Genomic DNA, 21,606 nt, shown 5'->3' on the forward strand with positions numbered 1-21,606 from the left:
CCGGTTGGGGCCTTGCGTACCGACAAATATCCGTCGCCGCTCATTGCATGTGTCTCCGTCTCATTCTGTTCATTTGACGCCTTCGCCCATGCGCCGCTAGGCTGGGCCATGCGCTTTGTCCTCTTGTGCCTGAGCCTGACGCTCTCTGCCAGCCCTTCCCGGGCGCAAGAGACGCTGGGTCTAAAGGCCCCGGACGAGGTTTCAGCATCCGGCCTTCTGCAACATATCCTTCCGCGCTTTTCTCTCAAGACCGGGATACGCGTTATTGCGGATGAAAATGGCGAAATGTCATTGGAGGTCAATCCGCCCGGCGATCCGGTTTTTTCGCGCGACGATGTGATCTACCACTTGCGCACCAACGACAACAAGCGTCAGGCCCGGTTCCGCGACTGGCTGTTGTCCGACATCGGCAAGCGCACGGTTGAAAGTTACACCCCTCCCGACGGCACCCCCTTTACCGCCAGTATTGAAATCGCCGCCATTGTCGAGGACCAGAGTATCAGTGGCGATGTCACCCTGGGAGAGGAATTGTCGATGACCCATTGCGGCCGGTGCCACGTGATCGGACCACAAAACCGGATGAACGGGCTGGGGTCGACGCCTTCGTTCGCCGTGCTGCGCGCGATGCCCGACTGGTCGGAAAGGTTTCAGGCGTTCTTTGCCCTGAATCCACACCCGGCCTTTACCCAGATTGAAGACGTTACACCGCCCTTCGCTGTCAACCTTCCCTCGCCCATTCACCCGGTCGAAATGACACTGGACGATCTCGAGGCGATTCTGGCCTTTGTGACCGCGCTGGAGGCAGCGGATCTGGGCGCACCTTTGCAATTTCAGTGATCCTTGCGTTTTGAGAAATAATCCTCGGTCGTGACAACCTTGGGGCGCGGCGCTGAGGCAAAAGGGTTGTCCTGACTGTGGAACTGCGCATTGACCCGGCAATCATCGCACATCTGGATCATCCGGGCCTGCTCCGAGGTTGCAAACATCGGGTGTGTGCCCGACAGCTTCTCCATGATCCGCTCGACCGTGGATTTCACACCAAACAACGCGCCGCATTCGACGCAGGCAAACGGTTCTTCTTCGTTCAGAACCCGCTGCGACAGGGCGGCGTCACTCAGGTCCATCTGCGGCACCAAAGTAATCGCCTGTTCAGGGCAGATGGTCCTGCAAAGGCCGCATTGCAGGCAGGCATCCTGCTGAAAATTCAGTTGCGGCCTGTCCGGATTGTCAATCAGCGCCCCGGAAGGGCAAAGGGATACGCAACTGAGGCAGAGCGTGCAGGTATCCGTGTTCACGGCAATCGCGCCATAAGGAGCGCCATCCGGCAGCGGCAGCGGTTCCCCAGCCTGTGGGTTCAAAGCTTGCGCCGAAAGACGAGCAATCTGACGGCGATTGCCCAACGGAAGTACGGGTTCGGTCAGCGGCTCTGCTCCCTCTTGATCATAGAGAAGGTCCGACAGCGCATCCGGGTCGTCCACGTCAATCAGACCAACAGCCCGATCACCAGAAAGCGCCCGCGCCAGAACCAGTTCCTGATCCAACGCATCACGTTCGGTTTTGGGCGATAGCAGCACATCAACACGGGCAAACCCATGGGCCAGGCCAGCCAGCATTTCCGCATGGCCAAACCCTGACACGACGTTCAGTTCCAACGGGATGACATCCGCTGGCAGCCCACGACCGAACCGGGCCGCCAACTGGATCATCTGCGCACCGTGCCCGTCATGAACCAGCAATCGCGGCGCAGAACCGCCTGCACGTCGAAATGTGCGGGCAAGGATATGCATACGCAACAAGAGTGCGGAAACTGGCGGGTCCTCGTAAGTGATTGCCGTCGATGGGCATAGCGCGGCGCATTCTCCACAACCGGCGCAGACCATCGGATCAATCGCCACATGCTCACCCGCCGAGGTAATCGCGCCGGTTGGGCAGATGTTCAGGCATTTCGTGCAGCCTGTTTGCTCGGCTCTGGAGTGGGCGCAAAGCGTTTCGTCCAATCGCACGTAGAGTGGCTTTTCAAAAGTCCCCACCAATTGCACCGCCTCCAGCGCAACCCGCGAAACGGCCAACGGATCACGAGGGTCGGCGCGCAAATATCCCTCGTGCTTATCGGGGGCAGCAACGAACGGTGTGCCCCCCGTCAGATCAATCACGACGTCACAGCGTGATGTGGCACCGTCGCGCGGATCGCTCCACCCGAACGTGCCGCGCCCGCCGGGCTCTATCTGCTGTACCTGATCAAGTTTCAGAGTGAACCCGCCCAGCGCCCCGGACAGGCCACGCAAGTTGCCCCGCACAGCATCAAACGCGCGGCTCATGGGTATCTCGTCATCCGTGACCAGAACCGTGACGGCAAGGCTGTCAGCCAATATGGCGGCCAGATCAAACGCAATGTCTCCGGGACCAATGATGCAACACGTGCCCTCGCTAATGACGTCAATGCTGGGTGTCACAGGTTGCGGCAGCAAAGCCTCGGCAGTCAGCGCCGCCATCTTCGGGGCCGCATCCTGCCCCTGGTCCGACCATCCCGCCCGATCGCGCAGGTCAACAAATCCAGGCTGATCCACACCAAGCTCATCAGCCAGTTCGCGGAAGACCTCGGTCTCTTGACCGCAGGCGATCACAACAGAGTCTTCCGATTGCAATAGCGCTGCGGCGGACGCCAATTCGCGCGTACACAGGGCGGTGTGGACCTTCGAACATCCTACATCGCAAGCCGAGGAGATTTGATCCGGGTCTACAGATTGCGTCCCCGCGCAGTCGCACAGAAGGATTTTTGCTGTCATCTGTCTCCCCTTGTTCACATCATCGCCTGCAGCACATTAGACCCAATCCCGGAACAGGCAATGTACCGCGCCCAAAGAAGTCGGGATTTGTGCACTATTTTTCATCAAAATTTCGTTTGCGAGCTGGATGCAGGCCCAAACCGGATAAATAATCGGTGATCGCGCCACTCAGGGGCCAATGTGGACTTGGCAGCGCGCCAATTTATGTATCATATTACACATCAAGAGAAGGCAGGGGAGAGCCTTTTCGGGGAGGAAACGTGGCCAAGGCCGCACGTCAGATCGAAATGCCGGTTGGCGTCATAGTGCGCAAAACGCCCGGGGTAACCCGGTGGGCGAAATGGAACTGGCGCGCGGTTGCCGCGTTGCCTGGTGCAGGCCCGGCCGATTGGCTGGAACTGCGTCGCGAGGGTGAAGCCGTTGAATACCACGCGGCCACCCTGCCCCTTACCCTCTGGGCCGACGAGACCGAGGCCTATATGGTGAACCTGTCGGATGGTCAGCCCTCTCTCTACCTTATCCTCAGAAACGAATTGGACGGGGATACGCCCCTGAACGCGGTGTTGATCACGGCCTCGCCGTTTGAGGGCCAAGACTATGCCGACACCGGCGAAGAGATTGTCGAAAAGATCCCCATGACCGAAGGGCTGGTTGCCTGGGTCCGGGACTTTGCGCTGGAACATCACCGCGACGAGGTGTTTGTGAAACGCCGCCGCGACAAGAAACGCGTTGATCTTGTGGAAGACGGCAAAGGGGATGCGCGTATCCGTCAGGACTCGGATGTCTATCGTACCCCGCGCCGGGTGCTGCAATGACCCAGACCCGCGATTTCTGGTCCCGCCGCAAGGCTGCCGTTCAGGCCGAGGCTGAAGCCGAGGTTCTGGCCGCAGAAGAACAGGCTATCGCAACCCAGCAAGCCGAGTTGGAAGAAAAAAGCGATGCCGAGATTCTGGCCGAATTCAACCTGCCCGATCCCGATCAGTTGCAGGCCGGAGATGACGTCTCGGGTTTCATGGCAAAAGCCGTTCCCGACCGTCTGCGCCGTCGCGCGCTGCGGCGGTTGTGGCGACTTAATCCGGTGTTGGCGAATGTCGACGGCCTTGTCGACTATGGCGAGGATTATACGGATGCCGCCTGCGTGATCGAAAACATCCAAACCGCCTATCAGGTTGGCAGGGGCATGCTGGCGCATGTTGAAGCACTGGCTGCTCAGGCCGAGCCTGAAGCGCCAGAAACCGAAACCGAAGCAGATGTAGCCGCAGCAGATGAAGAACCGGCCATAACCGCCGAACCTGCATCTGAACCCGTGCTGATGGCCGAAGTGGAAGAACCTGAGGACGCCGACCTCTCTCCTGTTCCGCGCCGCATGAAATTTGAATTCGAAGGATAACTCCATGACCGCAGACAACGCGCAAACTCTTGATATCTCAGCCGAGGATCGTCTGCGCGCGGACTTCTACAACTTCCTGGGCCTGCTTCTGTCCGGCCCGCCCGATCAGATGCTGCTGGATCAGATGACAGGGCTTGGCGGTGATGAGTCTGATCTAGGTCAGGCCATTCAGGCGATGGCCCGTGTGGCCAAGGTGACCAAACCTGTCGCCGCTGAGCGTGAATTCAACGCCCTGTTCATCGGGTTGGGTCGGGGAGAGTTACTGCCTTATGCCAGTTTCTATCTGACCGGATTCTTGAACGAAAAACCGCTGGCGCAGCTACGCAATGACATGGCCGCGCGTGGCATCACGCGGGCGCAGAATGTTTATGAACCCGAAGACAACATCGCCTCGCTGATGGAAATGATGGCGGGTATGATCGTCGGTCGTTTCGGCGCGCCTGCCCCTCTGGATGACCAAAAAGCGTTCTGGAACAAGCATATCGGCCCCTGGGCCGCGCATTTCTATTCGGATTTGGAAGGTGCCGAGAACTCGGTTCTCTATGCCTCGGTCGGGACTGCCGGTCGGGTGTTCATGGAGATCGAGCGCGAAGCCTTCCGAATGACGGCGGCCTAGCCCGCCACTCGCCGGTGCCCCCAAGGCACCAAACCGCAATTGGGACAGGAGGAGCCCATGAGCAAGACCGAGGAAGACGGTGCCACGCGCCGCGATTTCCTGAAACTGGCCGGAACCGCAGCACCTGCTGCCGTCGCCGCAGCCAGCCTGAGCGGAGAAGCCGAAGCAGCCGAGCTGCCCACGGACGAAACCCGCATTCAGGACACAGCGCATACCCGCGCCTATCTGGACAGCGCCCGGTTCTAAGTCGGACGATGCCACCACCCGACGGACGGTTGCGATTGGCCCTGACGTCGGCAGCAGTACCAAGCCAGCCGTGGCTGACACGGCGCGCAAGGGAGGAAACCAATGCTTAGGAAAAAGACCAACGGGGTTGCGAGACGCCCCCAGCGGACAAGTATCCTGTCCCAGGTCGGCGAGAAAACCGTCGATCGCCGCGCATTCCTGCGTGGCTCGGGCCTGACGATCGGCGGCCTTGCCGCGATCAGCGCCACGGGCGGAACCGTGACGCAAGCCAGCGCCCAAACAGCGGCGAAAACCGCTGTTGAGAATATCAAATCCATATGCACGCATTGCTCGGTCGGCTGTACGGTCGTTGCCGAAGTTCAGAATGGTGTCTGGGTCGGGCAGGAACCCGGCTGGGACAGCCCGTTCAACCTGGGTGCGCACTGCGCCAAAGGGGCTTCGGTTCGCGAGCATGCCCATGGCGAGCGCCGCCTGAAGTATCCGATGAAAAAGGAAGGCGGCGAGTGGAAGCGCATCAGCTGGGAACAGGCGATCAACGAGATCGGCGACGGCATGATGAGCATCCGCGAAGAATCCGGGCCGGACAGCGTGTATTGGCTGGGTTCCGCGAAACACAATAATGAACAGGCCTATCTGTTCCGCAAGTTCGCCGCCTATTGGGGCACGAATAACGTGGACCATCAGGCGCGTATCTGCCACTCGACCACTGTTGCGGGTGTTGCGAATACATGGGGCTACGGCGCCATGACCAATTCGTACAACGACATCCACAATTCCCGGGCCATCTTCATCATCGGCGGCAACCCGGCCGAGGCGCACCCCGTCTCGCTGTTGCACGTTCTGCGCGCGAAAGAGCAGAACAACGCGCCTCTGATCGTCTGCGACCCGCGCTTTACGCGCACCGCGGCGCATGCGGATGAATATGTCCGCTTCCGCCCTGGTACAGACGTGGCGCTGATCTGGGGTATCCTGTGGCACATCTTCGACAACGGTTGGGAGGACAAAGAATTCATCCGCACCCGTGTCTGGGGCATGGACCAGATTCAGGAAGAGGTCGCCAAGTGGACCCCTGATGAGGTCGAACGTGTCACCGGCACCCCCGGTTCGCAGTTGAAACGTGTTGCGCGCACCATGGCCAACAACCGTCCCGGGACGGTGATCTGGTGCATGGGCGGCACTCAGCACACCAACGGCAACAACAACACCCGCGCCTATTGCGTACTACAGCTTGCGCTTGGCAACATGGGCACCTCGGGGGGTGGCACCAACATCTTCCGCGGCCACGACAACGTGCAGGGCGCGACGGACCTTGGTGTTCTGTCTCACACCCTGCCCGGCTATTATGGCCTGTCGAAGGGTGCGTGGGGTCACTGGGCCCGTGTCTGGGGTGAAGAACCCGAATGGCTAGCCGGTCAGTTTGCCACGATCAAAGACAAGGAAGGCAAGGATAAACCGCTTCAGAACGAACGCGGCATCCCGGTTTCCCGCTGGATCGACGGTGTTCTGGAAGACCCGGCCAACATGGATCAGGACAACAACGTCCGCGCCATGGTTCTGTGGGGCCACGCGCCCAACTCGCAGACCCGGATGACGGAAATGAAGACGGCGATGGAGAAGCTGGACATGCTGGTCGTGATCGACCCGTATCCCACCGTCTCGGCCGTTCTGCATGACCGCACCGACGGCGTTTACCTGCTGCCGGCCTGTACGCAGTTCGAAACCCGTGGCTCGGTCACGGCCTCGAACCGCTCGCTCCAGTGGCGCGACAAGGTGGTTGATCCGCTGTTCGAAAGCCTGCCGGACGAGGTCATCATGGCCAAGTTCGCCAACAAGTTCGGCTGGGCGGATCGGTTCTTCCGCAATATCGAGATGGAAGACCCGGAAACCCCGAATGTTGAAAGCATCACGCGTGAGTTCAACTCGGGCCTCTGGACCATCGGCTATACCGGTCAGTCGCCGGAACGTCTGAAAAGCCATATGGCCAACCAGCACACGTTCGACAGAACCACGCTGCAAGCCATTGGTGGACCAAACGACGGCGAGTATTACGGCCTGCCATGGCCTTGCTGGGGAACGGCTGAGATGGGTCATACGGGGACACCGAACCTTTATGACATGTCCAAACCGGTGGCCGAAGGTGGCCTGACCTTCCGTGCACGCTTTGGCGTGGAACGGGACGGCGACAACCTGCTGGCCGAAGGGGTCTATAGCGTTGGATCGGAAATTCAGGATGGATATCCCGAGTTTACGATGCAGATGCTGATGGACCTTGGCTGGGACGGCGACCTGACGGCCGAGGAACGCGCGGCCATCGACGCCGTTGCGGGGCCAGAGACCAACTGGAAAACCGACCTGTCCGGCGGCATCCAGCGGGTTGCGATCAAGCATGGCTGCGCGCCCTTCGGGAACGCCAAAGCCCGCGCGGTCGTCTGGACCTTCCCGGATCCGATCCCACTGCACCGCGAGCCGCTCTATACGAACCGGCGCGATCTGGTGGAGGACTATCCGACCTACGAGGATCGTCAGGCCTATCGTCTACCCACCCTTTATGCTTCGATCCAAAAGAACGACTTTTCAAAGGATTACCCGATAATCCTGACGTCTGGTCGTCTGGTCGAATATGAGGGCGGCGGCGAGGAAAGCCGGTCGAACCCGTGGCTGGCCGAGTTGCAACAGGACATGTTCGTCGAGATCAACCCGCGCGATGCCAACAACCTTGGCATTCGAGACGGAGCACAGGTCTGGGTCGAAGGTCCCGAGGGCGGCAAAGTCAAGGTGATGGCGATGCTGACCAATAGGGTCGGTGCTGGCGTGGCTTTCATGCCATTCCACTTTGGCGGCCATTTCCAGGGCGAGGATCTGCGGCACAAATATCCCGCAGGCGCTGACCCCTATGTCCTGGGTGAAAGTTCCAACACTGCCCAGACCTATGGCTACGATTCAGTGACCCAGATGCAGGAGAGCAAATGTACTCTCTGCAAGATCTGGGCAGCGTAAGGAGGACGATAAATGGCTAGAGCAAAGTTTCTCTGCGACGCTGAACGCTGCATCGAATGCAACGCCTGCGTCACCGCGTGTAAAAATGAGCACGAGGTGCCGTGGGGTATCAACCGCCGCAGGGTGGTTACGATCAATGACGGCAACCCGGGCGAACGCTCGATCTCGGTGGCCTGTATGCATTGCTCAGACGCGCCTTGCATGGCGGTGTGCCCGGTCGACTGCTTCTATCAGAACGAAGAAGGCGTCGTCCTGCACTCCAAGGACCTGTGCATTGGCTGCGGCTATTGCTTCTACGCGTGCCCCTTCGGCGCGCCGCAATACCCGCAGGCGGGCAACTTCGGATCGCGCGGCAAGATGGACAAATGTACCTTCTGCGCCGGCGGCCCCGAGGAAACGCACTCGACCGCAGAGTTCGCCAAATATGGTCGCAACCGGATCGCCGAGGGCAAACTGCCCATCTGCGCCGAGATGTGCTCCACCAAGGCCCTGCTTGCCGGTGACGGCGACGTGGTGTCGGCCATCTACCGCGAACGCGTCGTGGCGCGCGGGTTTGGCTCGGGCGCATGGGGTTGGGGCACCGCCTACGACCAGAAAGACGGCTAGCCCGCTGTCTTCATAAGCAATGGATAACCCGCCTTGTGCGGGTTGTCCGATCTTGGAATTTGACCGAGGTTCAGATGCTCCGCTTTCTCATCGCATTTCTGTTCACCCTAGGGCTGGCCATTTCGGTAGCAGCCCAATCGACCGATGACAGCACCGCCGCACCCGAAAGGGCGGAAACCGGCGGGGCAACAACTCTCGAAGATATCCTCGCCCGCCAGCGCGGCGAGCAGGTCGATAACAGCTATCGCTCTGAAAACACCGGGCAAGGCAATGTCGAAGGCCTGCTGGGCCAACTCGGCACGCGGGGGGTTACGTCCGACAGCGATGTCTACCGTGCCCTGCGCTATGGCACGGCAGATGTGACCGTTTCCTCCAAAGGCCCCGCTGCTGGAGTTTTGATTCAGGATGGCGGCATGTGGTGGCTGACCTTCCGCACCGGTCCCCTGCGGGAATACGGAACCTATATCCTTGGCGGAATGGTCGCCATCATCCTTCTGTTCTTCCTGATCCGGGGTCGCATCCGTATTGACGGGGAAAAGACCGGCCGCACCGTTCTGCGCTTCACCAGTTTCGAACGCTTCGGCCACTGGCTGTTTGCCGGATCCTTCCTGATCCTTGGCCTGACCGGGTTGCTGACCCTTTATGGCCGCGACTTCCTGATCCCGATCTTTGGAAAAGAAGGCTTTGCCACCATCGCACAGGGGTGCAAATGGCTGCATAACAATCTCGCCTGGGCTTTCATGTTGGGCCTGATCATCGTCACGCTGAACTGGATCGCCCACAACATCCCCAACCGTACCGACCTGAAATGGCTGGCGGCCGGAGGGGGCCTGTTCACCAAAGGCAGCCACCCACCCGCCAAGAAATTCAACGCGGGCCAAAAGGTGATCTTCTGGGCGTGTATCCTGCTGGGCGTCTCGATCAGCCTGTCGGGTCTGTCGCTACTGTTCCCGTTCGAGATGCCCCTGTTCGCCAAGACCTTCTCGGTCGCGAACGCTACGGGCATTCCGCAGGCACTGGGCCTAACCCTGCCCGTGCAGATGTCGCCACAGGAAGAAATGCAATACGCCCAAGTCTGGCATGTCATGATCGCCTATGTCTTCATCGCCATCATCATCGCCCATATCTACCTCGGCTCAATCGGTATGGAAGGTGCCTTTGATGCCATGGGCACCGGTGAGGTCGAAGAACAATGGGCGCGCGAGCATCACTCGTTGTGGCTGGAAGAGGTTCAGGAAGAAGAGGCCCGCAAAGCCGCTGCTTCCCCCGCTGAATAAATGCGCCGACTGGTTTTCGTCCTGGCTCTGCTGCCCCTGCCCGCTTGGGCTGAGTTCTACACACTCAAAGGCCATGGCGGGCCGATCATGGGAATCGCTACTGCTTCGGACGGGCGCATAGCGACCGCCAGTTTCGACAATTCCGTTGGTCTTTGGTCCGAACGCCAACCCGAATGGCTGGAAGGGCACGAGGCCGCCGTCAACTCGGTTGCCTTCAATGGCACCGCGATCTACTCCGCAGGCGATGATTTCACCCTGCGCCGCTGGCCGGGCGGAGATGTGGTCGGCCAGCACAAAGGCAAGATCGTGGGGCTCGCAGCCTCAAAAACCCATGTCGCAACCGCCAGTTGGGACGGAACCATCGGTCTGTGGCCCGAGGACGGGTCTGCGCCGAAAATGCTGGGACCAACGGGCAGCGGCGTGAATGCCGTGACATTTACGCCAGATGGAACACAGCTTTATTCTGCCGGGGTCGATGGAACCCTGCGCCTGTGGGACGTCGCAACGGGACAGGAGCTTGAGCGTCTGATCGAACATGGCTTTGGCATAAACGAACTTGCCCTGAACCCGCAGGACAACTGGATCGCCTATGGTGCAGTCGACGGCATCACCCGGGTCCGCGATCTGACTACGGGCGAGGAACGGGATTTCACCCTTGGCCGCCGCCCCATCCTTGCGCTGGCGCTCAGCCCGGACCGGCGGATGCTGGCCGTGGGTGACGGCGAAGGTTACATCATGGTGATCGACACAATAGAATGGCGCATCGCACAGGATTTCCGCGCCACCCTGCGCGGCCCGGTCTGGGCGCTGGCCTTTTCGACCGACGGCCAGAACATTCACGCCGGTGGCATTGATGAGGCAATGTACAGCTGGCCTGTCACATCGCTGGGCGATCACACGCAAATGGCTGCAACCCAGCCCGACTTTCTCAAACAGCCCGAAGAAATGGGAAATGGTGAGCGCCAGTTCGCCCGCAAATGCTCAATCTGCCACAGCCTGACACCGGATGGGCAAAGGCGCGCCGGACCGACGCTGCATAATATCTTTGGACGAAAGGCCGGAACATTACCGGGATATTTATACTCGGACATCCTGCAAGACTCTGATATCATTTGGGATGAAGACACAATCAACGCTCTGTTCGATGAAGGGCCGGATCACTATATCCCGGGGTCAAAGATGCCGATGCAAAGGATTTCGGCAACACAGGACCGGACCGACCTGATCGCCTTTCTGCGCCGTGCCACGGTGCCCGAGAACTGAGCCGGAGGAGACGATGAAAGCCTTTCTAGCCGCCGTCGCAGTGATGGCCGTCATAACCATCGCCGCCCCTCAGGCGCTGGACCAGATCGGGTTCAGTGCCGCCGATACCACGGCTGGCCCGGCTGTGCGTCTCGACTGAATGCCCGAATTCCTGACCACGCGCGAACTGGCCGATCTGTTGCGCATCGGCGAGCGGAAGGCTTATGACCTTGCCGCCTCGGGCGAGGTTCCCTGCGTCCGCGCCATGGGCAAACTTCTGTTTCCAAGGGCGGAAGTTATCGCATGGCTCAACGCCTCTCGCTCAGGCCCACAAGTGGCCGAACCGCCGCTGCCGCCGATTGTGGCGGGCAGCCACGATCCGCTGCTGGATTGGGCCTTGCGGGAAAGCGGGTCGGGGCTGGCGACCTATTATGACGGCTCATTCGACGGGCTGGGCCGCCTCAAGGACCGCGACGCGCAGGCTGCAGCCCTGCATATTCACGAGGCGGACGGTTTCAACACCCAATCCCTGCGGGACACGCTGGGGGAAGCCCCGGTTGTTCTGGTCGAAATCGCGCAGCGCCAACGCGGGTTGCTTTTGGCCCCCGGAACCGGAGGCATTTCCGGGTTTCAGGACCTCAAAGGTCGCAAAGTCGTCCTGCGTCAGGACAGCGCCGCCAGCCAGCATTTGTTCGACGCACAACTCTCTGCCAGCGGGCTTGCCCGCGCCGATCTCAGCCCCCTGCCCGATTGCGCCCGCACCGAGGAGGAACTCGCCACCGCCCTGCGGGATGGCAAGGCCGAGGCCGGTTTCGGACTGGGTGCATTGGCTGGCACTTTCGGGCTGCGCTTCATTCCTACCCATGCAGAACGTCTGGACCTCGCCATCTGGCGTCGTGCCTTCTTTGACCCACCGATGCAAAAGCTGCTCAGTTTCCTGCAGTCCGACCGTTTCCGCACCCGGGCAGCCGAGTTCGGCGGCTACGACATCACAGGGCTGGGTCAGATTCAGCACAATGGCGCCAGCGGCTGACGCGCTTCATCTTTTTCCAAATACTCTCGCCGAAGGCATTGGCCACAGGCCAATTTACTGCGCATTCGGAAAAAACAATTGCTCGCCATCCAGACGGTAAGATGCAATTGCGCCCTGCCCGTCAGGACCAGTCAACCAGTCTATGAACCGTTGCCCGGCGGCCGCACGCACGCCAGGGTGTTTTTCCGGGTTCACCAGAATGACTCCATATTGATTGAACAGACGCGGATCACCTTCGACCAGAACCTCCAGATCGCCGCGGTTACCAAAGGACAACCAGGTCGCTCGATCCGTCAGTACATACGCTCCCATCCCGCTGGCGATATTCAGCGTTGCCCCCATACCCGAGCCCGTTTCGCGGTACCACGTTCCGGACGCCCCGGTCGGATCAAGACCAGCAGCGGACCAGTGCTGCATCTCGGCCTTATGCGTGCCACTGTCGTCACCACGAGAAGCAAAAGGCACCTCGGCCTGTGCAATAGCTGCCAGAGCAGTGACGACGTCATCCCCGCCTCGCACTCCAGCCGGGTCGGATTTTGGCCCGACAAGAACCAGATCGTTGTACATCACATCTAAACGCTCGACGCCCCAACCATCGGCCACGAACTTCTCTTCCGCCGGTTTGGCGTGAACCAGCAAGACGTCCCCGTCGCCGTTGATCGCATTGCGGATCGCCTGCCCGGTGCCAACCGCAACCACACGAACGTCAATGCCGGTCTCGGCCTCGAACCCCGGCAGGATATAGTCCAGCAGGCCCGAATTCTGGGTCGAGGTCGTGGATTGCACGACGACGAAAGGCTCTTCGGCCAGGCACGGCGTAGCGGCCAATCCAAGCGTGATCAGTGCAGCGCTGAAACTTGCGCGGAACATCATTTTCTCCGTCCTGTTTTGAATCAGGTGACCAAACCACCGGCCAGATATCGGCGTGCCGCCGGACTGGAGGGCGCATCCAGCACCTGACGCGCCGCCCCATGTTCAACCACCTGCCCACCCTGCATCATGACAACGTCCGAGGCCAATCGACGGGCCTGGCCGATGTCGTGCGTTACCATCACAACCCGCACCCCGCGGGCTGAGGCGCGCAATATCATCCGTTCGATTTTCTGTGTGGCGCTCGGGTCCAGCGCGCTGGTCGGTTCGTCCAGAAACAGGGTGTCCGGCCCGGTCGCCAGCGCGCGCAGAATGGCAAGGCGCTGCGCCTCCCCCCCGGACAGCGATCGCGCGGCCTGCCGAGCTTTGCCGTCCAATCCGCCTTCGACCAGCAACTCGGCAATCTTCTTCCGGCGTGCGGCCCGGTCCAATCCCTGACGTTTCAATACGAAGTCCAGATTGCCGCTGACTGACCGGCGCAGCAAAACAGGTTGCTGAAACACCATGGCTTGTCGGGCCATATGATCGGCTGTCAAAGGTCCATCCCTGAACATCACCTGCCCTCGATCCGGCGCAATCAACCCGTGCAAACAGCGCAGCAGCAAGCTTTTCCCGGCCCCATTTGGCCCAAGGATCAGAGTTGGCCCGGGGCCGTCCAATACCAGTTCCGGTACATCTAAAAGCGCCGCGCCTTGGCGTTTGATCTTCAAACCCTGCACACACAGGCCATTTGCGTTCTCACAGACAAGGTCACGCATGACGCAGCCCCTCCTGTTCGGCCCGCAGGCTGAGCGTACTGACCATCGCATTCACCGCCACCGCGATACCGATCAGGATCGCCCCCAAGGCCAGCGCAAGCGCCAGATTGCCCTTGGACGTCTCCAAGGCAATCGTCGTCGTCATCACCCGTGTTACATGGTTGATGTTGCCGCCAACGATGATCACGGCGCCAACCTCGGCAATCGCGCGCCCAAACCCGGCCAGCAGCGCCGTCACCAAGGCCAATCGCGCATCCCAAAGCAGCACCGGAACCGAAGCCAGCCGGGATACCCCCAGAGACCGCAACTGTTCCGCATATTCCTCGGCTAGTATCTCAACCACCTGCCGTGTCAGAGCGGCAATGATCGGCGTCACCAGCACCACCTGCGCGATGATCATCGCCGCTGGGGTATACAACAGCTCCAGCACGCCCAAAGGCCCGGAACGGGACAACATCAGATAGACCAACAAGCCCACCACCACCGGCGGAAGCCCCATCAGCGCATTCATCAAAACAATCAGAATACGACGCCCCGGAAAACGCGCCACGGCCAGAGCAGCGCCAACGGGCATCCCAATCACCGCCGAAATCAGCACCGCAAAAATGGAAACCTTCAGGGACAACAACACAATCGCCCACAGCTCGGCATCCCCGTTCAGGATCAAAGCCAGTGCGGAACTGAATTCTGATGCAAATCCCTGCATTTTCTACCAAGATTGATGTGTTTCCGACAGAATGCCATATTTTACAGATGAATACTAACTGATTTCCACCTCACTGACTGGCACATTTCCGGCATCACGAACAAAAAACGCGGCCCGTTTTCCAGGCCGCGTCGTGTCGCATATGACTTCGGATTCTAGTTCAGTGCAGCATCCGTAATCTGGTGCGTCCAGGCACCGTCGGGCTCTTTGGTGATCGCCGGATTCTCGGCTGACACGGCAGACAGAAGGGTTTTTACTGTCTGTTCATAATCCGCCGGATCAAGAGCGCCATTCGACCCTTCGATCAGCTTTGCAACTTCGCCCATCATATAAACCTGATGGTCCAACTCTTGAGCACCAGTCGCATCGAATTCAAGGACGATTTCAGCCGCCTCTTCCTGGTTCTCTGCCGCGTATTGCCATCCCTTCATCGAGGCGCGGACAAAACGTACCATCTTGTCGGCAAATTCCGGGTCGCTCAGATTTTCCTCCAGGACGTAAAGGCCATCTTCCAACATACCGAAACCCATTTGCAGATAGTTGAAGGTCACCAACTCCTCAGGTGTGATCCCAGCCTGCAAAATCTGACGATACTCATTATAGGTCATAGTCGAGATACAGTCCGCCTGCCCTTGGATCAGCGGATCAGCGGAAAACGCCTGCTTCAGGACGGTCACACCGTTCTCATCAGCGCCGTCCGTTTCGATCCCAAGCGAGGCCATCCACGCGTAGAAGGGGTATTCGTTGCCGAAGAACCAGACACCCATGGTTCGGCCTGGAAAATCGTCAGGAGATTCAACACCTGTCGATTTCAGGCAGTTCACCTGCAGCCCACCGGTTTTAAACGGTTGCGCAATATTAACCAGAGGCACACCCCGTTCACGCGCCGCCAAACCCGCTGCCATCCACGTCGTGATTACATCAGCACCGCCACCGGCGATTACCTGTTCCGGCGCAATGTCCGGGCCACCAGGTTTGATCGTGACGTCCAAACCTTCTTCGTCGTAGAACCCCTTGGCTTCAGCAACAAAGTAGCCTGCAAACTGTGCCTGTCCGACCCACTTGAGCTGGAGTGTCACTTCATCCGCCGAAAACGCTGCGCTGGCTGCCATACTAAAGGCTGCAACCGCCCCGCTGAGTAGCTTATTCATCTTCATATCTCCTAGTTGCTGTTGGTGCCCCGTTATCGGGGTCTGTTGAATTCTTATCCTTATCCGCGTTGCGACGGGTGCCAGAACGTCACCGCCTTTTCGATCATGGCGACCAGCCCGTAAAACGCCGTTCCGGCCAGTGCCGCCACGACGATCTCGGCCCAGACCATATCCAGCGAAAGTTGGCCAACGCTGGTCGAAATCCGAAAGCCCATGCCCAAAATCGGCGAGCCAAAGAACTCAGCCACGATAGCGCCGATCAGCGCCAAGGTGGTAGAAATCTTCAATCCATTGAAAATGAAGGGCATTGCGGCGGGCAAACGCAGCTTGAAGAAGCTCTGCCAATAGGTGGCCGCATAGGTCTCCATCAGGTCGTGCTGCATGGCGGTAGCCTCACGCAAGCCCGCCACCGTGTTGACCAGCATGGGAAAGAACACCATCACAACCACAACCGCAGCCTTTGAGTGCCAGTCGAACCCGAACCACATCACCAGAATTGGCGCGGTTCCAACGATGGGCAGAGCCGCTACGAAATTGCCCACTGGCAACAGGCCGAGACGCAGGAAATCCCAGCGGTCCACTGCGATGGCCATCAGAAACGCCGCGCCACAGCCGATGATATAACCGCTGAGCGCGCCTTTGATGATCGTCTGAACGAAATCCGCCCAAAGGGTCGGCAGACTGCTGGCAAATCGCACCGCAATAACAGAGGGCGCGGGCAAGATGACCAACGGCACGTCCAACCCGCGCACCACCAGTTCCCAAATACCGATAATGGTCAGGCCAAAGATCAAAGGCGCCAGAAACCGGACCATCCTGGTGCCTGAATACGGCCCGCTGGCCAGGCGGCTATTCAGCCACCACCCCAGCAGCCACACCCCAATTGCGCCCAGAATTGCGATCATTGTGCCATCCCCATTCGTTTCAGGACCGTCCGTTCGATCAGGCCCAACAACCCAACGAGGCAAGCCGCCAAAACGGCGGCGGCAAACAGCGCCGACCAGATTTGCACGGTCTGACCGTAGTAGCTACCCGCCAGCAAGCGCGCACCAAGTCCAGCGACGGCACCCGTTGGCAATTCACCCACGATTGCCCCCACCAATGACGCCGCAATACCGATTTTCAGCGAGGTAAAGAGGTAAGGCATTGATGCTGGCAAACGCAGCTTCCAAAAGGCCTGGGACTTGCTGGCGCTATAGGTGCGCAACAGATCCAGCTGCATCGCATCCGGACTGCGCAAGCCTTTGACCATGCCCACGACGACCGGGAAAAAGCTCAGATAAGCCGAGATGATCGCCTTGGGAATGATCCCCTGAACGCCCACTGAATACAGTACAACGATGATCATCGGAGCCAACGCTATGATTGGAATCGTCTGGCTGACAATGGCCCATGGCATCACCGACAGATCCATCACCCGGCTGTGCACAATTCCGACCGCCAACAGAATCCCCAACCCTGTCCCGATCACGAACCCCAGCATCGTCGCACTAAGCGTTACCCAGCCATGGTAAATCAGCGACCGTTTAGAAGTGATCTTCTTCTGAACCGTTGTCTCCCACAGCTCAACGGCAACCTGATGCGGTGCAGGTAGTCGGGGTCGTTCCTGCGCCCATGTTGCAGGGATGGCAAAGCTGTTTCTGACTGACAGCCCAACCTCTCCCATATCCCGACGCTCCTGCGCCGAGGGCGGCTGAACTTCGGCACCTGCGCGCTCCTGCTCGGTCAACACGCCTTTGATGTTCATCGGAATGCAGGCCACATACCAGAATGCCACGATAGCAGCGACAACAGTCAGAACGGCCACCACCTGCTTCATGCCCGCCACTCCATCTTGATGACAGGAATGGTTTCCGGCGGCGTTGCGGCCTCGGTTCCCACCGCGACAAACCCTTCGCGCCGATAGAATTTCTGCGCAGCTTTGTTCGGCTCATGCGTCGTCAGCCACAGATAGTTCCGTCCGGTTTTCGCTTGGTCCAGAAGTTGCTTGCCAACACCTTCCCCAGTGCGCAGGCAATATAGTGCTCCGATTTTCTGTGCCTTTGGATCGATGGACATGTAGCAATCCACCGGTTCACCGGCGACCCATATCTCACGCTCTGGGAAGGCCTCCCGGATCAGGGTCTCTAATTCGCTGGTCGCCAGAACCTCGTTCCGCATCCAATCGGTCTGCGACGCCCAGGTCGAGATAACCTGCGCACAAGCCGGAATGTCATCCAGCGCCGCGCGTCTGGGATCAGACACGGCCATCAGACGTCATCCCCGTGGCCAGCCCGCAACCCCTCGCGAACGCGATGCGCAACCTCGATGAATTCCGGTGTATCGCGAATATCCAAAGGCCGGTCCCTTGGCAGCGGGCTGTCGATCACATCCGTGATCCGCCCGGGCCGAGGGCTCATGACTACGATCTTGGTACTCAGATACACCGCTTCTGGGATCGAATGTGTCACAAACCCGATGGTCTTCTCGGTCCGCGCCCACAGCGCAAGAAGCTGCTCGTTCAAATGGTCGCGCACGATCTCGTCCAGGGCGCCGAAGGGTTCGTCCATCAGCAGGATATCAGCATCGAACGCCAAAGCCCGCGCAATGCTTGCCCGCTGCTGCATGCCGCCGGATAACTGCCAGGGAAACTTTCCATCAAATCCTTCGAGATCAACCAGTTCCAGAACGTTTCTAACTCGCTCGTTCTGTTCAGCCACCGAATATCCCATGATCTCAAGCGGCAGCTTAATGTTCTTGGCAATGGTACGCCATGGATACAGCCCTGCCGCCTGAAACACATATCCATAAGCCCGGTTCCGTCGCGCTTCATCCGGGGTCATGCCGTTGACGGTCAACGCTCCGCCGGTTGGTGTTTCAAGGGCCGCGATGCAGCGCAAGAACGTCGTTTTCCCACAGCCCGAGGGGCCAATGAAGCTGACAAAGTCACCTTTGTCGACAGTCAGGTGAACATCTTTCAGGGCGTGGATCGGCCCATCGTTGGTTTGAAAGGTCAAGTCCAGTTGCCGTGCCTCGACAACGGGCTGAGATTCACTTTCAGTATTCATTCCATCCCCTTGAACTTATTGGAGATCAGGCCGCCCATCGGGTGGTCAGATATTTTACACACCCGTCGCCGGAATACCCGACCGCTCGACCGGTCGCGGCGCCGTCAGCTCTTTCCAGGTACTCAGCGCCTTGTGCACATGCGTATTGGCCTCACGCGCCACGAACTTCCCGTGTCCTTCCTGAGTTCTGATTTCGCCGTCATGCACCGCCACTGCGCCTCGGGTCAGGGTAAACCGCGGCAAACCGCGTACTTCTTTACCCTCGAAAACGTTGTAGTCGATGGACGATTGCTGTGTCTCGGCCGAAATCACTTTCGCCTTGTCCGGGTCCCAAACCACCAAATCCGCATCAGCACCAACCAGAACAGCGCCTTTTTTCGGATAACAATTCAATATCTTGGCGATGTTTGTTGAAGTCACAGCCACGAACTCATTCATGGTCAAACGCCCGGTATTCACGCCATAAGTCCACAGCATCGGCATCCGGTCTTCCAGCCCACCGGTCCCGTTCGGGATCTTGGTGAAATCCCCGACGCCATAACGTTTCTGCTCGGTTGTGAACGCGCAATGATCCGTGGCCACAACACTCAGCGTTCCCGATTGCAACCCGTTCCACAAGCTATCCTGATGCTGCTTGTTCCGGAACGGAGGGCTCATTACACGCCGCGCCGCGTGCTCCCAATCGTGGTGGAAGTACTCGCTTTCATCCAGCGTCAGATGCTGGATCAAAGGTTCCCCCCATACGCGCTTACCCTGCATCTTGGCCCGCCGAATGGCCTCGTGGGCCTCCTCGCACGACGTATGCACGACATAGAGCGGAACACCGGCCATATCGGCAATCATGATGGCCCGGTTGGTGGCCTCACCCTCCACCTGCGGCGGGCGAGAATAGGCATGCGCTTCCGGCCCGGTATTGCCTTCGGCCAGCAGCTTGGCGCTGAGTTCGGCTACAACGTCGCCGTTCTCAGCATGGACCATGGCTGTGCCACCCAACTCAGCCAAACGTTTGAACGAGGCGAATAACTCATCGTCATTCACCATCAACGCGCCTTTGTAGGCCATGAAGTGCTTAAACGTATTGATTCCACGTGTTTCGATGACGGTTTTGATGTCATTAAACACCTGCTCACCCCACCAGGTCACCGCCATGTGGAAAGAATAATCGCAGTTCGCCCGCGTCGATTTGTTATCCCAGCGTTTCAGCGCATCCAGCAGGCTCTCCCCCGGATTTGGCAGAGCAAAATCCACCACCATCGTGGTGCCACCCGCCAAGGCCGCGCGCGTGCCGCTTTCGAAATCATCGCTGGAATAGGTGCCCATAAACGGCATTTCCAGATGGGTATGCGGGTCAATCCCACCCGGCATCACATAGCAGCCGGTCGCATCCAGTTCCTTGTCGCCCTTCAGACCCATCCCGATTTCGGTGATGACCCCATCTTCGACCAACACATCCGCTTTGTAGGTTAGATCGGCGGTAACAACGGTTCCGTTTTTAATTACAGTGCTCATTTTAAACTCCCTGATGCGGCCTGCGCCACTTGCTTCATCTGGCCCAAAATATCCCGGGGGAGTCGCCCGCAGGGCGACGGGGGCAGAGCCCCTTATTCCACGATCTCCGCTGTCTCGACGACCGCATGAAACAGAACATCGGCCCCAGCTGCAGCCCAGTCCTTGCTGATCTCTTCGGCCTCATTGTGGCTTAGCCCATCCACGCAGGGGCACATCACCATCGCAGTTGGTGCCACGCGATTGATCCAACAGGCGTCATGGCCGGCGCCTGAGATGATGTCCGTGTGGGAATAGCCCAACCGCTCGGCTGCATCCCTGACAGCCGCAACACAGCCATCATCGAATTTCACCGGATCAAAACCGCCGACCTTCTCAAATTCGATCTCCAACCCCATTTCTTCGACAATATCCTCTGCAGCCACACGCAAACGGTTCTCCATATCGGTAATCACGTCCAGTTCGGGTGAGCGGAAATCGACCGTGAACACCACCTTCCCCGGGATCACATTGCGCGAGTTCGGATAAACATCGATATGACCCGCCGCGCCAACCGCGTGGGGCGCATGTGACCACGCGATCTCATCTACTTTCTCAAGAATACGCGCCATCGCCAAACCGGCATTCTTGCGCATCGGCATCGGGGTCGAGCCGGTATGGGCATCCTTGCCCGTTACCGTGATCTGCGTCCAGCTCAGCCCCTGGCCATGGGTGACGACGCCGATATCCTTGCCTTCGGCCTCCAGGATAGGGCCTTGTTCGATATGCAGTTCAAAGAAAGCGTGCATCTTGCGCGCGCCGACGTCTTCATCACCCCGCCAACCGATGCGCTTCAGTTCGTCACCGAATTTCTTGCCCTCGGCATCTTCACGGTCATACGCCCAATCCTGCGTATGCATCCCGGCAAACACGCCCGAGGACAGCATGGCAGGCGCGTATCGCGTCCCTTCCTCGTTAGTCCAGTTCGTCGCCACAATCGGGTGTTTGGTCTTGATACCAAGGTCGTTCAGCGTGCGAATGATCTCCAATCCGCCCAAGACGCCCAGCACTCCATCATACTTCCCGCCAGTCGGCTGAGTGTCCAAATGCGAACCGACATAAACCGGCAACGCTTCGGAGTCTGTGCCTTCGCGCCGAGCAAACATGTTGCCCATCTGATCGAGACCCATGGTGCAACCGGCATCCTCGCACCATTCCTGGAACAGGGCGCGCCCCGCGGCGTCTTCATCTGTCAGCGTCTGGCGATTGTTCCCACCTGCAACCCCGGGGCCGATCTTGGCCATCTCCATCAGGCTGTCCCACAACCTGTCGCCATTGATCCTGAGATTCTGCGCCGGAGCTGCCATAGTCGTTTTCCCTGTTGCTTGCGATTTGG

22 protein-coding genes are annotated in these 21,606 nt (G+C 59.2%); 11 read left to right on the forward strand and 11 right to left on the reverse strand.

The genetic code is table 11. From position 1 onward, the window contains the following. The first annotated feature begins 108 nt into the window (after nt 1-108). Complete coding sequence (locus ACP0GE_RS04600; RefSeq protein ID WP_424830822.1) at nt 109-837, forward strand: hypothetical protein; 729 nt, start codon at nt 109-111, stop codon at nt 835-837. Here the strand turns inward: ACP0GE_RS04600 and ACP0GE_RS04605 are convergent. Beyond that, the gene (locus tag ACP0GE_RS04605; RefSeq protein ID WP_424830823.1) at nt 831-2,786 is read right to left on the reverse strand and encodes a 4Fe-4S binding protein; all 1,956 of its coding nucleotides are present in this window, start codon (nt 2,784-2,786) and stop codon (nt 831-833) included. The two genes, ACP0GE_RS04600 and ACP0GE_RS04605, sit on opposite strands and share 7 nt — an antisense overlap. A 260-nt stretch (nt 2,787-3,046) precedes the next feature. On the opposite strand from ACP0GE_RS04605, the gene ACP0GE_RS04610 reads away from it, so the two are divergent. The 10 genes from ACP0GE_RS04610 (at nt 3,047) to ACP0GE_RS04655 (ending at nt 12,193) form a co-directional block, all read left to right on the forward strand. Beyond that, nucleotides 3,047-3,601: a DUF3305 domain-containing protein gene (locus ACP0GE_RS04610; protein WP_424830824.1), complete on the forward strand. Its 555-nt coding sequence runs from the start codon at nt 3,047-3,049 to the stop codon at nt 3,599-3,601. Further along, a complete protein-coding gene (locus tag ACP0GE_RS04615) occupies nt 3,598-4,176 on the forward strand; it encodes a DUF3306 domain-containing protein (protein ID WP_424830825.1) in 579 nt (192 codons plus the stop codon). Before ACP0GE_RS04610 ends, ACP0GE_RS04615 begins: the two co-directional genes overlap by 4 nt. Nucleotides 4,177-4,180: 4 nt before the next feature. Continuing rightward, nucleotides 4,181-4,792: a TorD/DmsD family molecular chaperone gene (locus tag ACP0GE_RS04620; protein WP_424830826.1), complete on the forward strand. Its 612-nt coding sequence runs from the start codon at nt 4,181-4,183 to the stop codon at nt 4,790-4,792. A 57-nt stretch (nt 4,793-4,849) separates the two neighbouring features. Further along, the gene (locus ACP0GE_RS04625; protein ID WP_424830827.1) at nt 4,850-5,038 is read left to right on the forward strand and encodes a ubiquinol-cytochrome c reductase iron-sulfur subunit N-terminal domain-containing protein; all 189 of its coding nucleotides are present in this window, start codon (nt 4,850-4,852) and stop codon (nt 5,036-5,038) included. A 102-nt stretch (nt 5,039-5,140) separates the two neighbouring features. Beyond that, nucleotides 5,141-8,035: a formate dehydrogenase subunit alpha gene (locus ACP0GE_RS04630; RefSeq protein WP_424830828.1), complete on the forward strand. Its 2,895-nt coding sequence runs from the start codon at nt 5,141-5,143 to the stop codon at nt 8,033-8,035. Nucleotides 8,036-8,047: 12 nt separating this feature from the next. Next, nucleotides 8,048-8,641: a formate dehydrogenase FDH3 subunit beta gene (gene fdh3B, locus ACP0GE_RS04635; protein WP_037307340.1), complete on the forward strand. Its 594-nt coding sequence runs from the start codon at nt 8,048-8,050 to the stop codon at nt 8,639-8,641. 74 nt (nt 8,642-8,715) lie between these two features. After that, complete coding sequence (locus tag ACP0GE_RS04640) at nt 8,716-9,918, forward strand: formate dehydrogenase subunit gamma (protein WP_424830829.1); 1,203 nt, start codon at nt 8,716-8,718, stop codon at nt 9,916-9,918. Next, nucleotides 9,919-11,181, forward strand: a complete 1,263-nt coding sequence (locus tag ACP0GE_RS04645; protein ID WP_424830830.1) for a c-type cytochrome — start codon at nt 9,919-9,921, stop codon at nt 11,179-11,181. A gap of 13 nt (nt 11,182-11,194) precedes the next feature. Further along, nucleotides 11,195-11,320: a hypothetical protein gene (locus ACP0GE_RS04650; RefSeq protein WP_424830831.1), complete on the forward strand. Its 126-nt coding sequence runs from the start codon at nt 11,195-11,197 to the stop codon at nt 11,318-11,320. Next, nucleotides 11,321-12,193: a substrate-binding domain-containing protein gene (locus tag ACP0GE_RS04655; protein ID WP_424830832.1), complete on the forward strand. Its 873-nt coding sequence runs from the start codon at nt 11,321-11,323 to the stop codon at nt 12,191-12,193. 54 nt (nt 12,194-12,247) lie between these two features. On the opposite strand, the gene ACP0GE_RS04660 is transcribed toward ACP0GE_RS04655, so the two are convergent. The 10 genes from ACP0GE_RS04660 to ACP0GE_RS04705 form a co-directional block, all read right to left on the reverse strand. Continuing rightward, nucleotides 12,248-13,063, reverse strand: coding sequence for a substrate-binding domain-containing protein (locus ACP0GE_RS04660; RefSeq protein WP_424830833.1), 816 nt, complete (start codon nt 13,061-13,063; stop codon nt 12,248-12,250). Between the two features lie 23 nt (nt 13,064-13,086). Beyond that, nucleotides 13,087-13,821 (reverse strand): ATP-binding cassette domain-containing protein, encoded by a 735-nt coding sequence (locus tag ACP0GE_RS04665; RefSeq protein WP_424830834.1) that lies wholly within the window; start codon nt 13,819-13,821, stop codon nt 13,087-13,089. Then, nucleotides 13,814-14,527 carry an ABC transporter permease gene (locus ACP0GE_RS04670; RefSeq protein WP_424830835.1) on the reverse strand — a complete coding sequence of 238 codons (714 nt, stop codon included), beginning with the start codon at nt 14,525-14,527 and terminating at the stop codon, nt 13,814-13,816. Before ACP0GE_RS04670 ends, ACP0GE_RS04665 begins: the two co-directional genes overlap by 8 nt. 155 nt (nt 14,528-14,682) lie before the next feature. Further along, complete coding sequence (locus ACP0GE_RS04675) at nt 14,683-15,678, reverse strand: ABC transporter substrate-binding protein (protein WP_424830836.1); 996 nt, start codon at nt 15,676-15,678, stop codon at nt 14,683-14,685. A gap of 59 nt (nt 15,679-15,737) precedes the next feature. After that, nucleotides 15,738-16,583, reverse strand: coding sequence for an ABC transporter permease (locus tag ACP0GE_RS04680; protein ID WP_424830837.1), 846 nt, complete (start codon nt 16,581-16,583; stop codon nt 15,738-15,740). Continuing rightward, nucleotides 16,580-17,497: an ABC transporter permease gene (locus ACP0GE_RS04685; RefSeq protein ID WP_424830838.1), complete on the reverse strand. Its 918-nt coding sequence runs from the start codon at nt 17,495-17,497 to the stop codon at nt 16,580-16,582. The genes ACP0GE_RS04680 and ACP0GE_RS04685 overlap by 4 nt, the downstream gene beginning before the upstream one ends. Next, nucleotides 17,494-17,928 carry a GNAT family N-acetyltransferase gene (locus ACP0GE_RS04690; RefSeq protein ID WP_424830839.1) on the reverse strand — a complete coding sequence of 145 codons (435 nt, stop codon included), beginning with the start codon at nt 17,926-17,928 and terminating at the stop codon, nt 17,494-17,496. The genes ACP0GE_RS04685 and ACP0GE_RS04690 overlap by 4 nt, the downstream gene beginning before the upstream one ends. Further along, nucleotides 17,928-18,725, reverse strand: a complete 798-nt coding sequence (locus ACP0GE_RS04695) for an ABC transporter ATP-binding protein (protein ID WP_424830840.1) — start codon at nt 18,723-18,725, stop codon at nt 17,928-17,930. Before ACP0GE_RS04695 ends, ACP0GE_RS04690 begins: the two co-directional genes overlap by 1 nt. Nucleotides 18,726-18,779: 54 nt before the next feature. Continuing rightward, on the reverse strand, nt 18,780-20,234 hold the full coding sequence (gene hydA / locus ACP0GE_RS04700; RefSeq protein WP_424830841.1) for a dihydropyrimidinase: 1,455 nt from the start codon (nt 20,232-20,234) through the stop codon (nt 18,780-18,782). A 92-nt stretch (nt 20,235-20,326) separates the two neighbouring features. Further along, complete coding sequence (locus tag ACP0GE_RS04705; protein WP_424830842.1) at nt 20,327-21,577, reverse strand: Zn-dependent hydrolase; 1,251 nt, start codon at nt 21,575-21,577, stop codon at nt 20,327-20,329. Nucleotides 21,578-21,606: the final 29 nt, after the last annotated feature.

The organism is Ruegeria sp., from assembly GCF_965243365.1.
Lineage (GTDB): Bacteria > Pseudomonadota > Alphaproteobacteria > Rhodobacterales > Rhodobacteraceae > Ruegeria.

Coding starts and splice junctions, on each gene's coding strand:
- fdh3B (WP_037307340.1), top strand. CDS start 8,048: ATGGCTAGAGCAAAGTTTCTCTGCGACGCTGAACGCTGCATCGAATGC.
- ACP0GE_RS04630 (WP_424830828.1), top strand. CDS start 5,141: ATGCTTAGGAAAAAGACCAACGGGGTTGCGAGACGCCCCCAGCGGACA.
- hydA (WP_424830841.1), bottom strand. CDS start 20,234: ATGAGCACTGTAATTAAAAACGGAACCGTTGTTACCGCCGATCTAACC.
- ACP0GE_RS04615 (WP_424830825.1), top strand. CDS start 3,598: ATGACCCAGACCCGCGATTTCTGGTCCCGCCGCAAGGCTGCCGTTCAG.
- ACP0GE_RS04685 (WP_424830838.1), bottom strand. CDS start 17,497: ATGAAGCAGGTGGTGGCCGTTCTGACTGTTGTCGCTGCTATCGTGGCA.
- ACP0GE_RS04660 (WP_424830833.1), bottom strand. CDS start 13,063: ATGTTCCGCGCAAGTTTCAGCGCTGCACTGATCACGCTTGGATTGGCC.
- ACP0GE_RS04665 (WP_424830834.1), bottom strand. CDS start 13,821: ATGCGTGACCTTGTCTGTGAGAACGCAAATGGCCTGTGTGTGCAGGGT.
- ACP0GE_RS04655 (WP_424830832.1), top strand. CDS start 11,321: ATGCCCGAATTCCTGACCACGCGCGAACTGGCCGATCTGTTGCGCATC.
- ACP0GE_RS04625 (WP_424830827.1), top strand. CDS start 4,850: ATGAGCAAGACCGAGGAAGACGGTGCCACGCGCCGCGATTTCCTGAAA.
- ACP0GE_RS04600 (WP_424830822.1), top strand. CDS start 109: ATGCGCTTTGTCCTCTTGTGCCTGAGCCTGACGCTCTCTGCCAGCCCT.
- ACP0GE_RS04705 (WP_424830842.1), bottom strand. CDS start 21,577: ATGGCAGCTCCGGCGCAGAATCTCAGGATCAATGGCGACAGGTTGTGG.
- ACP0GE_RS04620 (WP_424830826.1), top strand. CDS start 4,181: ATGACCGCAGACAACGCGCAAACTCTTGATATCTCAGCCGAGGATCGT.
- ACP0GE_RS04690 (WP_424830839.1), bottom strand. CDS start 17,928: ATGGCCGTGTCTGATCCCAGACGCGCGGCGCTGGATGACATTCCGGCT.
- ACP0GE_RS04680 (WP_424830837.1), bottom strand. CDS start 16,583: ATGATCGCAATTCTGGGCGCAATTGGGGTGTGGCTGCTGGGGTGGTGG.
- ACP0GE_RS04670 (WP_424830835.1), bottom strand. CDS start 14,527: ATGCAGGGATTTGCATCAGAATTCAGTTCCGCACTGGCTTTGATCCTG.
- ACP0GE_RS04605 (WP_424830823.1), bottom strand. CDS start 2,786: ATGACAGCAAAAATCCTTCTGTGCGACTGCGCGGGGACGCAATCTGTA.
- ACP0GE_RS04675 (WP_424830836.1), bottom strand. CDS start 15,678: ATGAATAAGCTACTCAGCGGGGCGGTTGCAGCCTTTAGTATGGCAGCC.
- ACP0GE_RS04695 (WP_424830840.1), bottom strand. CDS start 18,725: ATGAATACTGAAAGTGAATCTCAGCCCGTTGTCGAGGCACGGCAACTG.
- ACP0GE_RS04650 (WP_424830831.1), top strand. CDS start 11,195: ATGAAAGCCTTTCTAGCCGCCGTCGCAGTGATGGCCGTCATAACCATC.
- ACP0GE_RS04645 (WP_424830830.1), top strand. CDS start 9,919: ATGCGCCGACTGGTTTTCGTCCTGGCTCTGCTGCCCCTGCCCGCTTGG.
- ACP0GE_RS04640 (WP_424830829.1), top strand. CDS start 8,716: ATGCTCCGCTTTCTCATCGCATTTCTGTTCACCCTAGGGCTGGCCATT.